The following is a 15,992-nucleotide window of genomic DNA, read 5'->3' as shown; positions in this document are numbered from 1 at the left end:
GATGATCGAAACCATTCGTAAAAACGGCGTCACCCTGGCGGTCTTTGCGGCCATCACCACCGGCGTCACCGCCGTGGTGAACACGGTGACCAAGCCGACGGTCGCGCATCAGACGGCGTTACAGCAGAAAAACCTGCTCGATCAGGTGGTTCCGCCCAGCCTGTACGACAACCATATTCAGCAGGAATGCTATGTGGTGACGGACCCGGCGCTGGGTAACGGCAAGCCGCACCATCTCTATCTGGCACGCAAAGGCAACACGCCAGTGGCTGCCGCGCTTGAGACCACCGCGCCGGACGGCTATTCTGGAGCGATTGAGATGCTGGTCGGTGCCGATTTTCACGGTAAAGTGCTGGGCGTACGCGTGATTGAACATCACGAAACCCCAGGCCTTGGCGACAAAATCGAGCTGCGTATTTCTGACTGGATCAACAGTTTTAACGGCAAAGTGGTGCACGGTGCCGACGATAAGAACTTTGCGGTGAAAAAAGATGGTGGCGAGTTTGACCAGTTTACCGGCGCAACCATTACCCCGCGCGCGGTGGTGAACGCCACGAAACGCGCCGCACTGCTGATGGAAACCCTGCCAGCGAAATTGTCATCGCTGCCTGACTGTGGAGAGGCAAATGAGTGAAGCTAAGAACTTACTGATCGGCGGCCTGTGGAAAAATAACTCCGCGCTGGTGCAGCTGCTCGGGCTTTGTCCGCTGCTGGCCGTGACCTCCACCGCCACCAATGCGCTGGGACTCGGTCTCGCCACCACCCTGGTACTGACCATCACCAACAGCGCCATCTCGGCGTCGCGCCGCTGGGTGCCGGGCGAAATCCGTATCCCGATTTACGTGATGATTATCGCCTCAGTGGTGAGCTGCGTGCAGATGCTGATCAACGCTTATGCGCATGGCCTGTATCAGTCACTGGGTATCTTTATTCCGCTGATCGTGACCAACTGCATCGTGGTGGGTCGCGCCGAAGCGGTCGCCTCGAAAAGCAGCATTCCGCTCTCCGCGCTGGATGGTTTTGCCATCGGCATGGGCGCCACCTGCGCCATGGTGACTCTGGGTTCGATTCGCGAGATCATCGGCAGCGGCACCCTGTTTAACGGCGCCGATCAGCTGCTCGGCCCCTGGGCCAAAGTATTGCGCATCGAAGTGGTCCATTTTGACTCGCCGATGCTGCTGGCGATGCTGCCACCGGGTGCGTTTATCGGTCTGGGTATGTTGCTGGCGGCAAAATATCTTATCGACCAGCGGATGAAACAGCGCGCCGCCAATCGCCTTGCCGCTCCGGCAGTCGAGCCGCAGGGCCAGACGGGGAAAGCGGTGTGAATCAGGACAAACGCGTACAGATTCTGACGCGCCTGCGTGACGAGAATCCGCATCCCACCACTGAACTGAACTTCACCTCGCCGTTTGAGCTGCTGATTGCGGTGCTGCTGTCGGCGCAGGCCACTGATGTCAGCGTCAATAAAGCCACCGCGAAACTCTATCCGGTGGCGAATACGCCCGCCGCGCTACTGGCGCTGGGCGTGGATGGCGTGAAGGAGTACATCAAAACCATCGGCCTGTTTAACAGCAAAGCGGAAAATGTCATCAAGACCTGCCGCATTCTGCTGGAACAGCACGGCGGCGAAGTGCCGGAAGATCGTGCTGCGCTGGAAGCGCTGCCCGGCGTGGGCCGCAAAACCGCTAACGTGGTGCTGAACACCGCGTTTGGCTGGCCGACTATCGCCGTCGATACCCATATTTTTCGCGTCAGCAACCGTACCCGTTTCGCCCCTGGCAAGAATGTCGAAGAGGTGGAGGAGCGGCTGCTCAAGGTGGTGCCCAAAGCGTTTAAGGTCGATTGCCACCACTGGCTGATTCTGCACGGCCGCTACACCTGCGTGGCGCGCAAACCCCGCTGCGGCTCCTGCCTGATTGAAGATCTGTGCGAGTTCGACGCCAAGACTGAATAACAAGGGATGCCATGACCACGGCTGAGAATGCAGCATTAACTTTCCGGCAGTTTGGCAATCCCCCTGATGTGTTAGCCATTGAGCACCCTCCTCTTACGCCGCTGGCGGCATCACAGCTCCGCGTGCAGATGCAGCTTGCCCCGATAAATGCATCCGATTTAATCCCCATCACCGGCGCTTACCGTCATCGTGTCACCCCGCCACGGGTGGCCGGTTATGAAGGCGTGGGCACGGTGATCGCCGCCCCGGCGGCGTATGCGGACTGGCTGGGCAAACGCGTGCTGCCGCTGCGCGGTGCCGGAACATGGCAACGCTATGTTGATGTGGAGGCCGCGCTGACCATCGCGGTGCCGGACGATATCGACAACAGCCTGGCTGCCCGCGCCTATATCAATCCGCTGGCCGCGTGGCTGATGCTGAAAAACTGGTCACCGACGCACCAGCATGTGTTGCTTACCGCAGGCGGGTCTGCCTGCGCGCTGTTGCTGGCGCAGTGGGCGGTGCGGATGGGCGCGGCTAGCGTAACCGCTATTTATCGATCGCCGCAGCATGTAGAACGGTTACAGCAGTTGGGCATCCGCGCGGTGCGTCAGGATAACGCTGCCGAAATCAGCCAGATCGCCGCAGGCGCAGACCTGGTGTTTGATGCAACCGGTGGCGCGGTGGGACAAGCTATCTGGCAGACCCTGCCCGCCCACGCGCAGTTTGTTGCCTATGGCGTGCTGACCGGCCAGCCGGTACGCGTCACGGCAGCCCTGCCCGCACTGCACTGGTTCCATGTGCGGCATCACCTTGATGGGCTGACGCCGCAGGCGTGGCAGCAGCTGTTTGCGGAACTCTGGCCGCTGCTGCGCAGCAGTGACTGTGGCGATGTCATCGTGTTCCCGCTGGCGCAGTGGCGCGAGGCCATCGCCTGTTATTATCAGTCTGGCCGCAGCTGCAAACCGCTGCTGCAACTGTCGTGAAGTGCAACAACGCGCGATAAATCGTGCCGCTACGTCAGGTGCGGGATTTATCGCGCGCCATCATTAACGCGTTGCTGCCTGCAACCAGGCCACCACCAGCGGCGATAAGCGGTTTTGCAGCGCTGCGCGTTCCGACTGGAACAAAGTGGCAACAAAGAACGGATGATCGTTCAGTTCAATGCCGCGCACATCACCCGCCAGATCCCACGACGTGATTGCCAGCTGCTGCGTCTCCAGCGCCTGGCTGAATTCCGGATTAACGCCAAAGTTACAGTGATAACCTTCATCGCTTTGCAGCGCATCATAGGCGATGGCAATGCGCGAGCCGGGTTTGAAGGTCACCTCACCGCGCTGCTCCACCAGCGAACAGCTGAGCGGGGCGATCACCCAGCGGCCTTCGCTATCGGTCTCCGCGTGGGTGGCATCATCCCAGCCAAGCACGTTGCGGGCATACTCCAGCACCGCGTACTGAAATCCGCCACAGGAACCGAGAAAAGGTTTGCCGTTTTCACGCGCCCACTGGATGGTCGCGAAGACGCCGGCATCGTTTTGATACGGGCTGCCCGGCACCACCCAGATAGCGTCGTAGTCGGCTAAGGTCGGGATGTTGATGTCGGGGCTGGCAATCCAGTCGGCGGTGACGTTGAGGTTAAGGTGTTGTGCGGCAAGCTGAACAGCGGGAGGAATGGCCTGGTGCGCGACGGCACTGGCACGGTAATCGCCAACAAGGGCGACACGAACTGACTGCGTCATGGGAACGTCCTTTCGGGGAAAAAAGGATGTTACAGCAAAGTTAGCGGCTTGTCGAAGGGAGAGAATTGCAGAGGGTGAGGATACAGTGATGTTCCGTAGCGGCGCGATTTATCGCGCCGCTACGGTTATCAATCCGTTATTCGTTTAGTCAGCGGTCACTTCATCACGTTGCAGCACATAATACTCCGCCTCAGACGCCGCCAGCGGTGCGCGGCCACGGATGGCATCGGCAATTTTCTCGGCGATCATCACCGTGGGCGCATTCAGGTTGCCGGTGGTGATTTGCGGCATAATCGATGCATCAACCACGCGCAGCTGCTGCATCCCGTGCACCCGCCCTTCGCTATCCACCACATCCATCTCGCCATACCCCATGGCGCAGCTGCCGCAGGGATGGTAAGCGGTCTCGGCATGGGAGCGGATAAAGGCATCAATCTGCTCATCACTCTGCACCGCCAGACCGGGCTGGATCTCGGCACCGCAATAGTCAGCCAGCGCCGGTTGCCGCATGATTTCCCGCGTCAGACGCACCGCCGCGCGGAACTCCTGCCAGTCGCGCTCCTGCGACATGTAATTAAAGAAGATCGACGGCGCGGCATACGGATGTTTCGAGGTAAGTTTTACCCGGCCACGGCTCAGGGAACGCATCGGCCCGACATGCGCCTGGAAACCGTGTTCTTTCACCGGGCTGCTGCCATTGTAGTTAATCGCCACCGGCAGGAAATGGTATTGCAGGTCCGGCCACTCCGGGCGATCGTCGCTGCGGATAAAACCGCCGGCTTCAAACTGGTTGCTGGCACCCACGCCGGTGCCTTTCAGCAGCCATTCGGCGCCAATCGCTGGCTGGTTCCACCACTGCAACGCCGGATAGAGGCTGATCGGCTGTTTGCAGCGATATTGCATGTAAATTTCCAGATGATCCTGCAAATTGCGGCCAACGCCCGGCAACGGGTGCACCACGTCAATATCCAGTTCGCGCAGCCACTCCTCTGGCCCGACGCCGGAACGTTGCAGAATCTGCGGTGAGGCGATAGCGCCCGCGCACAGCAACACTTCACGATTTGCCTGGGCTTCCTGTACCTGATCGCGCACCAGCCAGCGCACGCCGGTGGCGGTTTTGCCGTCAAACAGAATACGGTCAGTTTGCGCATGGGTGATGATAGTCAGGTTGCTACGCTGTTTCGCCACGTCGAGATAGCCGCGCGCGGTGCTGGAACGGCGTCCTTCGGCGGTGACGGTGCGATCCATCGGCCCAAAACCGTCCTGACGGTAGCCATTGAGATCGTCGGTCTCCGCGTGCCCGGCTTGTTTTGCGGCAGCGACAAAGGCGTGATAGAGGCGGTTGTTACCCGGTTTGGCCGTTGTGACGCTGAGATAACCCGCGTCGCCGTGGTAATCATTGGCGCCGGCATCACGCTTCTCCGCCTTGCGGAAATAGGGTAAGCAGTTGAGATAGGACCAGTTTTCCAGTCCGGCTTTTTGCGCCCAGTTGTCGTAATCCAGCGCGTTACCGCGGATGTAGCACATACCGTTGATCAGCGACGAGCCGCCCAGTCCTTTTCCGCGCCCGCACTCCATGCGACGGTTATTCATGTTTGGCTCCGGGTCAGTTTCATAGGCCCAGTTGTAGCGCTTACCCTGCAACGGATAGGCCAAAGCGGCTGGCATTTGGGTACGGAAGTCCCAGCGGTGATCGCGCCCGCCCGCTTCCAGTAACAGTACCGATACGTCAGCATCCTCGGTTAAACGGGTCGCCAGTACGTTGCCTGCGGAACCCGCGCCAATAATGATGTAATCAAATTTCTGCATTAAACCTCCTGAAAACACCGGCGGCGTACCGCCGGTCATTAACTCAAAACGCGCTCGGGTAGTCGCCCAGCTCAATCAACACCGATTTGGTCCGCGTGTAGTTCTGCAATGTGGCGATGCCATTTTCGCGGCCGAGTCCCGACTGCTTATAGCCGCCGACCGGCATCGGCGCCGGTGATTCGCCCCAGCTGTTGATCCAGCAGATACCGGCCTCCAGCTGATGGATCACGCGATGGGCGCGATTCAGGTCGCGGGTGAAAATTCCGGCGGCCAGCCCCAGCTCGGTATCATTGGCGCGGTTAATCACCTCGTCTTCGTCGTCGAAAGTGAGGATGCTCATCACCGGGCCAAAGATCTCTTCGCGTACGATGCGCATATCATCACAGCAGTCGCTGAACACCGTGGGTTCGATGTAGCAGCCGCGCGCCAGCGGACCGTCGATAATGCGATGGCCCCCCGCCAGCAGCCGTGCGCCCTGCTCTTTGCCCAGTTTCAGGTAGCTTTCCACTTTGCGGCAGTGCTGCTCGCTGACCAGCGGGCCGAAGTTGACCGTTTCGTCAGTGGGATCGCCGATACGGATGCCGCGCATTTTCTCCAGCAGACGCTGCTCAAACTGCGCCTGTAAAGCGCGCTGCACAAACACGCGGGTGCCGTTGGTGCACACCTGGCCGCTGCTGTAGAAGTTGGCCATCAGCGCGCCATCCACGGCACGCTCCAGGTCGGCGTCGTCAAACACGATCAGCGGCGATTTACCGCCCAGCTCCATCGTGACTTCCTTCAGGTTGGCGAGCGCGGCATCTGCCATCACCCGCTTGCCGGTGTTCACTTCACCGGTGAAGGAGACTTTGTCGATGTGCGGATGCTGGCTCAGCGCCTGGCCGACATCGCCCGCCCCCTGCACCACGTTAAACACGCCATCCGGCAGTCCGGCTTCGCTGTAGATTTTCGCCAGCGCCAGCGCGCTGAGCGGCGTGACTTCGCTGGGCTTAAACACCATCGCGTTACCGGCCGCCAGCGCCGGGGCGCTTTTCCACAGCGCGATCTGAATCGGGTAGTTCCACGCGCCGATACCCGCGCAGACGCCCAGCGGTTCGCGCCGGGTGTAAACCAGCGCGGTCTCGCGCAGCGGGATCTGTTCCCCCTGCAACGCCGGAGCCAGCCCGGCGTAATATTCGAGTACGTCAGCGCCGGTCACGATATCCACCGCAGCGGTTTCGCTGATTGGCTTGCCGGTATCCGCGGTTTCCAGTTCGGCCAGTGCCTGATTACGTTCACGCAGCAGCGCCACCGCCTTCAGCAGTACCCGGCTGCGCTCCACCGGCGTGTAACCGCGCCAGATGCGTTGCCCTTCACGCGCTGTCGCAACCGCACGCGCCACATCGTCCGCGCTGGCGGCGGTGATTTCCGCCAGTACCGTGCCGTTGGCCGGGTTGATGCTGGTAAACAACGGCCCGTTGCCTGGGCACTCCTGACCGTTGATATATAAACCGCGGCGAATGAGTTCGGTCATGCGTCCTCCTCAGGATGGGGTTTGCCCGGCGGCGGCCAGCCACAGGGCGAGATTCTGATAGCAAAGCTGGCGCGCGCGCGTCAGCCCCTGCTCCATCGGCTGCGGCGCCAGCGTCATCCGCAGCCACAGTCCGTCAATAATCGCCGCCAGGCTGCTGCCTGCGGCGCGCGCCTGCTCACGCGGCATTACCCGTGCAAACTGCGCGGTGAGATTCGACCACAACCGTCTGTCATTGATGCTTTGCAAACGTTGCAGGTTGCTCTGATGCAGGCTATTGGTCCAGAACACCAGCCAGGTGGTCAGCACCGGCCCTTCCACCTGCGACAGATCGAAGTTGCCATCAATGATGGCGCGAATCTGCGCCTCCGGCGTGTCGTCCGCCAGCCGTCGCTGACGCTCCACCGCCAGATAGAGATCGGCGAGGATTTGCCGCATACAGGCATCGAGCAGACCGTTTTTGTCGCCGAAATAGTGGCTGACGATACCGGTTGAGACGCCTGCTTCTTTGGCGATCACCGCGATGCTGGCATCCGCCAGGCCAACACGATCAATCACCGTTAAGGTCGCCTGAATTAACTGCGCCTGGCGAATGGCTTTCATTCCCACTTTAGGCATGGTGTTCATCGATTTTGTCTATTGAATGTGAAGAAGTGTAGTCTTTTTATATTGAACGTTCAATCAATAAAAACTACACTTTCTAACAACCGGGTAACAATCCCGCGTAAAACACAGGGATATTTTGCAGGGAAGCGTCATCGCAAATTGAGGAAAAAAGATGCTGGGGATACAGGACCGGCTCGACAGTCAGCCAGTCAGACTTAATAAAGCGGTATTCTGGGGCGCCGCACTGATTATCGTGCTGTTTTCATTGACGGTGTTGCTGTTTCCGCAGCAGGCCAGCGCCACGCTCGGGCGGGCGCAAAGCTGGGCATCGGCCACCTTTGGCTGGTATTACATGCTGGTGGTGGCGTTTTATCTCGGCTTCGTGCTGTTTGTCGCCCTGTCGCGCTATGGTGACATCAAACTGGGGCCGGACCATGCGCGCCCCGATTTTAGCTACGGCTCCTGGGCAGCGATGCTATTTTCCGCCGGCATCGGTTCCGAGTTGCTGTTCTTTGGCGCGTCTGAGCCGCTTGATCACCTGCTGAAGCCACCCGCCGGGGTTGCCGGTTCCGCCGATGCGGCGCGGGATGGCATGGTGCTGACCATGATGCACTGGGGCCTGCATGGCTGGGGCATTTACACCCTGGTGGCGATGGCGCTGGCCTACTTTGCCTATCGTCACAACCTGCCGCTGGCGCTGCGCTCGGCGTTTTATCCCCTGATTGGCGACCGCATAAACGGGCCGATTGGTCATGCGGTGGATATCTTTGGCATCGTCGGCACCCTGTTCGGCCTCGCCACCAGCCTCGGGATTGGCGTGATGCAGATTAACTCAGGCATCAGCTGGCTGACCGGGCTGGCGCAGTCGCATACCATGCAGGTGGTGCTGATCATTATCGTGATGGGCGCAGCAACGATGTCAGCGGTAAGCGGCGTGGATAAAGGTATCCGGCGCCTGTCGGAGGCGAATATGCTGCTGGCGCTGCTGATGTTTGCCTTTGTGCTGTTCGCCGGGCCAACCGGCCATCTGCTGAATGCGCTGGTGCAGAATTTCGGCGATTACTTCACCAGCCTGCCACGCAAAACCTTTGATCTGTATGCCTACAGCAACGGCAGCAAGGATGACTGGCTCGGCAGCTGGACGGTGTTTTACTGGGCGTGGTGGATTGCCTGGTCGCCGTTCGTCGGCATGTTTATCGCCCGCATTTCGCGTGGACGCACGCTGCGCGAATTTGTGATTGGCGTGCTGCTGATCCCGATGGGCTTTACCCTCGCCTGGCTGTCGGTGTTCGGCAATAGCGCGCTGACCCTGTTCCAGCAGGGGATGAAAAGCCTTGGTGACGTGGCGCTAAGCGACCCGGCCCAGGCGGTGTATCACATGCTGGCCACCTATCCGCTGGCGACTCCGGTGATTGTGCTGGCGGTCGCCATCTGCTTTATCTTCTTTGTTACCTCTGCGGATTCCGGCGCGCTGGTGGTGGCGAATCTCTCCTGCGTCGGTGACAGCGGCGGTGAAGATGCCCCCAACTGGTTGCGGATTTTCTGGGCTGCCGCCGTGTGCGTGTTAACCCTGTCGCTGCTGTTCGCCGGGGATTACACCTCGCTGCAAACCGCCGTGGTGTTGAGCGCGCTGCCGTTCTCGCTGGTGCTGGTGCTATACGTGGTGGCGATGTATCGCGCGCTGCATCATGAAAAGCAGCGCGATCGCAGCCGCTCGGTGGCGATTGCCGCGCCGCTGATTAACGACCGCTATCGTCCCGGCCATACCAGCAGCTGGCGTCGTCGCCTGAATCGCGCCATCAGCTATCCCTCGCGGGATACGGTGTTTCGCTTTATGGATGACACCGTACGTCCGGCGCTGAGCAAGGTCTCAGCGGTGTTGCAGGAGAAAGGGTTGCAGGTGGAGAGCGATCTCTCGCCGCAGGATTTCACCCTTGGCATTCGCGTCGCGCACGGTGATGAAGCGCCGTTCCACTATGGCGTACAAATGATCGGCTATACCACTCCGTCATTTATGCGTTCGCGCAGCCCGCTGAACCTCGCCGCCAGCCGCTACTACCGCGCCGAGGTGCATCTGTGGGAAGGGAGTCAGGAGTACGATCTGGTTGGCTACAGCGAAGATCAGATTATCAATGACATCCTCGATCACTACGAACGCCATTTGCAATATTTGCATTTAGTGCGTTAATCCTGCGGGTTATGCGCCAAAGTCGCCTTAAGGGCGGCTTTTTTTTGCGCAAAATCGCCAAACGCAAACGTTTACTTCTTTTTTATTATTAATTAATTCATCATTTTGTGCGCAGGATCAACTAATTAGCCTTATGGAACCTTTCGGCACCATTTAACGCTCATATATCAATCAATTCCGCTTATAAAGTAGCCATTCGCAGTGTTATTTGTTGTTGATGTTTTGTTCAATAGCGATATTGACTGAAAATTAACATAATCGCAGTTTATATCAGGAAAGTGATCTTCCGGATCTCCAAAGCAACGCTTTATCCTGATATAATGACCTAATTCGGCATTTAACACTGATTAACAACTTTTTATAATCGCGTTAACCCTACCCTTATCAGGTATTTCAGCTGGTAAAAAATGCTTGCCCTGCTGGCCTGATTCAGCCAAATTAGGCGCCGTTTTTCCTTTCTAATAACAATGTTGCGCAGGATTTACCCAGCCTGACGCAGACTTAATTCCTGTCGTAAAACAGGCTATGTATAAACTGAGGTACAAGTGTCAACTGCAAACAAACACACTGATGAGGCAGTCAGCCTCAACGCGTTCAAGCAACCGAAAGCGTTCTATCTGATCTTCTCGATCGAACTGTGGGAACGTTTTGGTTACTACGGCCTGCAAGCCATTATGGCGGTTTACCTGGTGAAGCAGCTGGGGATGTCCGAAGCGGACTCCATCACCCTGTTCACCTCCTTCAGCGCGCTGGTTTATGGCCTGGTGGCCATCGGCGGCTGGCTCGGCGATAAAGTGCTGGGCACCAAACGCGTCATCGTATTGGGTGTGCTGGTTCTGGCGCTGGGCTATGCGTTCGTCGCCTTCTCAGGCCATGACACCACCATGGTGTATATCGGCATGGCGACCATCGCGGTCGGTAGCGGCCTGTTTAAAGCCAACCCGTCTTCACTGCTGTCAACCTGCTATGAGAAAGACGACCCGCGTATCGACGGTGCATTCACCATGTTTTACATGTCGATCAACATCGGTTCGCTGTTCTCGATGATGCTGACACCGTGGCTGGCGGCGAAATATGGCTGGGGTGCGGCATTCTCCCTGTCCGTTGTCGGCCTGGTCATCACCCTGCTCAACTTCCTGTTCTGCAAGCGTCTGGTAAAAAACTACGGTTCCAAACCGGACTTCGCCCCGTTGCAGGTGCCTAAACTGCTGATGACGCTGGTTGGCGTGGTGGCGCTGGTGGCGCTGGCGACCTGGCTGCTGCATCACCAGAGCGTTGCGCGTATGACGCTGGGCGTGATTGCTATCGGTATCGTGATGGTGTTTGCCAAAGAAGCCTTTGCCTTGCAGGGCGCAGCCCGTCGTAAAATGATCGTCGCCTTCCTGCTGATGGTTGAAGCCATTGTGTTCTTTGTGCTTTACATGCAGATGCCGACCTCACTGAACTTCTTCGCGATCCGTAACGTTGAACACGCGATTCTCGGCATCACCTTTGAGCCGGAGCAGTTCCAGGCGCTGAACCCGTTCTGGATCATGGTTGCCAGCCCGATTCTGGCCGCGGTGTACAACAAGCTGGGCGACAAACTGCCGATGCCGCATAAGTTCGCCATTGGGATGGTGCTCTGCTCAGCCGCCTTCCTCGTGCTGCCGTTTGGTGCCAAATTCGCGAACCAGGCCGGTATCGTTTCCGTGAACTGGCTGATCATCAGCTATGCATTGCAGAGCATTGGCGAACTGATGATTTCCGGCCTGGGTCTGGCGATGGTGGCGCAGCTGGTGCCGCAGCGTCTGATGGGCTTTATCATGGGTTCATGGTTCCTGACCACCGCGGGCGCCGCGATGATCGCCGGTAAAGTGGCTAACCTGATGGCGGTACCGGATAACGTGACCGATCCACACGCCTCGCTGGCGGTGTATAGCCAGGTGTTCCAGCAGATTGGTATTGCTACCGGGGTAATCGCTATCCTGATGCTGATCACCGCACCGCTGCTGAACCGCATGACCCAGAATGATACGCAGACGGAATTGCAGCGCGCTAACGCGAACTCGTAATTCGTCCCTCTGGTCGCTCGCCCCTGGTGGCGGGCGACCCGCATCAATCCCGCATCTCACTCTGCCAGCAAGCACCCTCGCCCAATCGCATAATCCGTCGCGGCGTAAACCACAACCTGCGTATCTTTTCCCCGTCGTCATTTACCGCTTGCCAGTCGATCGTCATTTCGCCCTGCATATGCAACGCGGCGCCCTGCTGCCAGTCCGGGATCAACAGCGCACAGCGCGCATCCAGCAGCAAATTACCAATGGTATTCATATAACGATTGCCGGGAAAATCATCGAACGACAGCATTCCGCTCGGATGCCAGCGTAAAAACCCTGCCGGGCCGCCACGATGGGAAATGTCCAGGCTGCCGCCCGGCTCGCCGCTGGCGATAAAGAAGGTCTGACTGCGGTTCAGCAAGCGTCGATCGCTGAGACTGAAGCGACTGGCCTCCTCCACCGCCACCCGCGCAACCGCTGGCATACGCCAGCGATAGTGATGAATATATTGCGGGCAGTTGCCAAAACTCTCTTTCACCCGCATCATCAGATGTTCCGGCCCCAGCGCCGCCACTGCGCCATTGGCGCGATTACGGCGACGGGTGGCGAAATCGATCCCCAGCACCCCCAGCGCGTCCCCCTCCTGAAGCGCACCCAGCAGCGGCGCAGCCTGCAACGCGCTGCGTTTAATCGCCAGGTGGTTATCATCCAGCGCGCGGACAAAACCGGGTGTCGCCATCAGCAGATGCGCCAGCGGCCAGCCTGCGCTGTCGCGCTGCGTCAGCAGCAGATACGGCAGCTGCGCATAAAACAGCTGATGCTGTTGCGGCATCTCGCCATAGATGGCGGCGCGGACCCGGCTAAAGCCCGCGCGCTGCTGCGCCTGTTGTTCACCGGGATGAAACATCGTCGTCGTCCACAGGCAGCGGCAGCGGTGGCAGCGCCTCAAAGCCCGGCAAGGCTTCAACCTGCGTCAGCCACTGACGAATGGCAGGCCAGGGTTGCAGCGAGATTCCCCCCTCGGGCGCGCAGGCCACGTAGGCATAACAGGCCAGGTCGGCGATGCTGACCTGTTCCCCTGCCAGCCAGCGCCGGGTGCTGAGATGCGCCTCCATCTGCGGCAGAAAGCGTGCCGCGACGCTGTATGCTGACGCGTAATCCTCTGGCGTCTGAAACTGCTTAATCAGCCGCGCCGACCCGACTCCGTAGCGTATCTCCCCGGCCGCTTTTCCCAGCCACAGCTGCACCCGCGCCGCGGCCAGCGCCTCATCCGGCAGCCAGTGGCTGGCGGACGCATAGCGGCGCACCAGATAGACCAGAATGGCGTTGCTGTCGTAAATCACCTCATCACCATCGACCAGCACCGGAATCTGCTGCCACGGATTCAGCTGATGAAATGCCGCCTGCTGGCGCTCGGCGGCGGATGCGGCAAGGCACTGATAATCCAGTTGCAGCATATTGAGTAGCAGCCGGACGCGGTGGGCGTGGCCGGATAAGGGCGTGCTGTAAAGTTTCATGGTGATCTCCTTTTTTGCTTAGCTTACTCTTGTGCTTTAAGTAATGAAGATCGCGTTCTCACAAGAGACTGTTACTAAAACAGGAATAATGATGGACAGATTCGACGAGCTTCAGGTGTTCGTTACCGTCATTCAACAGGGTAGCCTGGCCGCCGCCGCGCGTCGGTTGCAGCGTTCGCCACCGGTGATCACCCGTACGCTGGCGGCGCTGGAGCAGCGCTTTGGCACCACGCTGATTGAACGCACCACGCGCCAGCTGGCCCCCACCGAGGCGGGCTGGCAGCTGTTCGAGCAGGCGCGTCGGCTGCTGGATGACTATCAACACGCCATGGACAGCGCCCATCACAGCGGCTTGCAGGGGCTGCTGCGCATCACCGCGCCGGTGCAGTTTGGCCGACGCCATGTGATGCCGCTGGTCAACCGGTTCCTCGCGCAGCACCCGGAAATCCAGCTGGAGTTGATTTTGAACGACAGCTATCAGGACATGATCGATAACGCGCTGGATATCGCGCTGCGTATTGGCGAGTTGCGGGATTCATCGATGGTGGCGCGTAAGGTCGGCGAAGTGCGCAGCATGTTGATCGCCAGCCCGGCGTATCTGCAACGGGCGGGCATCCCGTTACACCCATCGGCGCTGAGCGAGCACGCGCTGATTGCCGGGGTGCGTCAGACGCGCGAGTGGCGCTTCGCCCGCGACCTGCGGGTGCGCATCGCGCCGCGCCTGCGCGTCAATGAAGTCGAGAGCCAGTTGCTGGCGCTGCGCAACGATCAGGGCATCGGCCGTCTGCTGTCGTATCAGGTGCTGGAGGATATCCGGCGCGGTACGCTGGTCCGTTTATTACCCGAGTGGGAGCCTGCCGCGTTACCGGTACAGCTGGTCACGCAGCGGGTAAAAAATATGACGCCCAAAGTGCGCCAGTTCTGGGATTTTGCACTGACACAGCTGCCTGCGCTATCCTGCTTCGTCGCAGAAGATTATTGCTTTCACTACGATTCCTGATCGGTATCACTGGCAAAGCGCCAATGCCGATTTATGCTGCTTACATCCTAACAACCCAGGAGAGGCCATGATGAAACTCTATTGCAAGCCCGGTGCCTGCTCGCTTTCGCCACACATTGTGATGCGCGAGTGCGGGCTGGACTTCACGCAGGTTAATGTCGACCTGCAACACAAGCGCACCGAGCAGGGAGAGGATTACTGGCAGATTAACCCCAAAGGACAGGTTCCGGCGCTGCAATTTGATGATGGCACCCTGCTGACTGAGGGCACGGCGATTGTGCAGTATCTGGCCGATCAAAAACCCGATCGCCATTTGCTGGCCCCGACCGGCAGCCTGACGCGTTACCACACGCTGGAGTGGCTGAGCTTTATCGGCACCGAGTTGCACAAAGGCTTCAGCCCGCTGTTCCGAAAGGATACGCCGGAGGAGTACAAGGCGGTGGTACGCGAGCAGCTGAAGAAAAAGTTTCAGATCGTCGATAGCGCGCTACAGGATAAACAGTGGCTGATGGGGCTGCGTTTTACCGTTGCCGATGCCTATCTGTTTGTGGTGACGCGCTGGGCGCAGGCGGTGCAGCTGGATCTGAGCGAATTCGACGCCCTGCGTAGCTGGTTTGCGCGGGTGGCGGAGCGTCCGGCGGTGCAGGCGGCGTTAAAGGCGGAAGGGTTGGTTTAATTCATCGCGCGGGTTGCGGCGGCCTGCCGCCCTTATCCTTCCCTCTCCCGCACGCGGGAGAGGGAGGCGTGCGATACGCCGCAGGGTATTTTTACAGTTTCACCGCAGCGAAATGCTGGGTCGGCTGGGCAATCGCATCCTGCGCCGCCACCAGTTGCAGCTCGTACTCACCCATCTCGTGGGTTTTCAGCATCACTTCATAAACCGCGGCAGTGACGTGCTCCAGCGCGTCCTGTAGCGATTTGCCGTGCAGCAAGTCCACCAGCAGCAGGCCGCTGGTCAGGTCGCCCACGCCCACCGGCTGACGCACGCCAAAATCCACCAGCGGACGGTCGATATGCCAGCACTCATCGGCAGTCACCAGCAGCATCTCAAAGCGATCGCTGCGGCGTCCGGCGCGCGCCAGATGCTTCACCAACACCACTTTCGGCCCCAGAGCGACCAGCTCACGCGCCGCCACCACCGCCTGTTCTACATTGGCGATGCTGTGGCCGCTGAGCATTTCCAGCTCCAGCAGATTAGGCGCGATGATATCGCTGGCCGGCAGCGCCATCTTGCAGTGAAACTCCGCCACGCCCGGCGCCACAATGCAGCCTTTTTCCGGGTGGCCCATCACCGGATCGCAGAAATACCAGGCATTTGGGTTCGCCGCTTTCACCTGACGCACAATCTCCAGGATCTGCTCGCCCTGCTCGGCGGAACCGAGATAACCACTCAGCACCGCATCGCAGGTTTTCAGGCGATCGATGGCCGCAATGCCCTGCACGATTTCGGTCAGATGCGTAGCTGGCATCACCGTGCCGGTCCAGTGACCGTACTGGGTGTGGTTGGAGAACTGCACGGTATTCAGCGGCCAGACGTTGGCTCCCATACGACGCATAGGAAACTCGGCCGCACTGTTTCCGGCGTGGCCATAAACAACATGTGACTGAATTGCGAGAATATTTTTCATTGTTACCCTGTACTGCCTTGCCATAA

15 protein-coding genes are annotated in these 15,992 nt (G+C 59.2%); 8 read left to right on the top strand and 7 right to left on the bottom strand.

The window, feature by feature from the left end; genetic code table 11:
- The first annotated feature begins 1 nt into the window (after window position 1).
- Genes rsxG through AC6I8V_RS09280 form a run of 4 tightly spaced genes read left to right on the top strand, consistent with a single transcriptional unit; the run spans window position 2 to window position 2,922 of the window.
- Window positions 2-634 (top strand): electron transport complex subunit RsxG, encoded by a 633-nt coding sequence (gene rsxG, locus AC6I8V_RS09295; protein WP_497845572.1) that lies wholly within the window; start codon window positions 2-4, stop codon window positions 632-634.
- Entirely contained in the window at window positions 627-1,328 is a 702-nt protein-coding gene (locus AC6I8V_RS09290) for an electron transport complex subunit E (protein ID WP_497845571.1), read from the top strand. Before rsxG ends, AC6I8V_RS09290 begins: the two co-directional genes overlap by 8 nt.
- The gene (gene nth, locus AC6I8V_RS09285; RefSeq protein WP_497845570.1) at window positions 1,325-1,957 is read left to right on the top strand and encodes an endonuclease III; all 633 of its coding nucleotides are present in this window, start codon (window positions 1,325-1,327) and stop codon (window positions 1,955-1,957) included. Before AC6I8V_RS09290 ends, nth begins: the two co-directional genes overlap by 4 nt.
- An 11-nt stretch (window positions 1,958-1,968) precedes the next feature.
- Window positions 1,969-2,922, top strand: a complete 954-nt coding sequence (locus AC6I8V_RS09280) for a zinc-dependent alcohol dehydrogenase family protein (RefSeq protein WP_497845569.1) — start codon at window positions 1,969-1,971, stop codon at window positions 2,920-2,922.
- Window positions 2,923-2,985: 63 nt separating this feature from the next.
- On the opposite strand, the gene AC6I8V_RS09275 is transcribed toward AC6I8V_RS09280, so the two are convergent.
- From AC6I8V_RS09275 to betI, 4 genes are all read right to left on the bottom strand, one after another.
- Complete coding sequence (locus tag AC6I8V_RS09275; RefSeq protein WP_497845568.1) at window positions 2,986-3,675, bottom strand: CTP synthase C-terminal region-related (seleno)protein; 690 nt, start codon at window positions 3,673-3,675, stop codon at window positions 2,986-2,988.
- A 144-nt stretch (window positions 3,676-3,819) separates the two neighbouring features.
- Complete coding sequence (gene betA, locus AC6I8V_RS09270; RefSeq protein ID WP_497845567.1) at window positions 3,820-5,484, bottom strand: choline dehydrogenase; 1,665 nt, start codon at window positions 5,482-5,484, stop codon at window positions 3,820-3,822.
- A gap of 43 nt (window positions 5,485-5,527) precedes the next feature.
- Entirely contained in the window at window positions 5,528-6,994 is a 1,467-nt protein-coding gene (betB, locus tag AC6I8V_RS09265) for a betaine-aldehyde dehydrogenase (RefSeq protein WP_497845566.1), read from the bottom strand.
- A 9-nt stretch (window positions 6,995-7,003) separates the two neighbouring features.
- On the bottom strand, window positions 7,004-7,609 hold the full coding sequence (betI, locus tag AC6I8V_RS09260; protein WP_497845805.1) for a transcriptional regulator BetI: 606 nt from the start codon (window positions 7,607-7,609) through the stop codon (window positions 7,004-7,006).
- A gap of 160 nt (window positions 7,610-7,769) precedes the next feature.
- Here betI and betT point away from each other — a divergent pair, with 160 nt between their 5' ends.
- Both betT and dtpA read left to right on the top strand, forming a co-directional pair.
- Complete coding sequence (gene betT, locus AC6I8V_RS09255; protein WP_497845565.1) at window positions 7,770-9,785, top strand: choline BCCT transporter BetT; 2,016 nt, start codon at window positions 7,770-7,772, stop codon at window positions 9,783-9,785.
- Window positions 9,786-10,330: 545 nt separating this feature from the next.
- Window positions 10,331-11,836 (top strand): dipeptide/tripeptide permease DtpA, encoded by a 1,506-nt coding sequence (dtpA, locus tag AC6I8V_RS09250; protein ID WP_497845564.1) that lies wholly within the window; start codon window positions 10,331-10,333, stop codon window positions 11,834-11,836.
- A 43-nt stretch (window positions 11,837-11,879) separates the two neighbouring features.
- Here the strand turns inward: dtpA and AC6I8V_RS09245 are convergent, their stop codons facing one another.
- Window positions 11,880-12,728, bottom strand: a complete 849-nt coding sequence (locus tag AC6I8V_RS09245) for a pyridoxamine 5'-phosphate oxidase family protein (protein WP_497845563.1) — start codon at window positions 12,726-12,728, stop codon at window positions 11,880-11,882.
- Complete coding sequence (locus AC6I8V_RS09240; RefSeq protein WP_497845562.1) at window positions 12,712-13,338, bottom strand: glutathione S-transferase family protein; 627 nt, start codon at window positions 13,336-13,338, stop codon at window positions 12,712-12,714. Before AC6I8V_RS09240 ends, AC6I8V_RS09245 begins: the two co-directional genes overlap by 17 nt.
- Window positions 13,339-13,429: 91 nt before the next feature.
- Here AC6I8V_RS09240 and AC6I8V_RS09235 point away from each other — a divergent pair, with 91 nt between their 5' ends.
- Together AC6I8V_RS09235 and gstA are read left to right on the top strand one after the other, a co-directional pair.
- Window positions 13,430-14,338 (top strand): LysR family transcriptional regulator, encoded by a 909-nt coding sequence (locus AC6I8V_RS09235; RefSeq protein ID WP_497845804.1) that lies wholly within the window; start codon window positions 13,430-13,432, stop codon window positions 14,336-14,338.
- A gap of 70 nt (window positions 14,339-14,408) precedes the next feature.
- On the top strand, window positions 14,409-15,014 hold the full coding sequence (gene gstA, locus AC6I8V_RS09230) for a glutathione transferase GstA (RefSeq protein WP_497845803.1): 606 nt from the start codon (window positions 14,409-14,411) through the stop codon (window positions 15,012-15,014).
- 91 nt (window positions 15,015-15,105) lie between these two features.
- On the opposite strand, the gene pdxY is transcribed toward gstA, so the two are convergent.
- On the bottom strand, window positions 15,106-15,966 hold the full coding sequence (gene pdxY, locus AC6I8V_RS09225) for a pyridoxal kinase PdxY (protein ID WP_497845561.1): 861 nt from the start codon (window positions 15,964-15,966) through the stop codon (window positions 15,106-15,108).
- Window positions 15,967-15,992 lie beyond the last annotated feature (26 nt).

The organism is Pantoea sp. X-Soil-TKNS-1207 (genome assembly GCF_059730485.1).
Note: the sequence above shows the minus strand (reverse complement) of the source record. Positions and strands in the feature narration are given on the sequence as shown.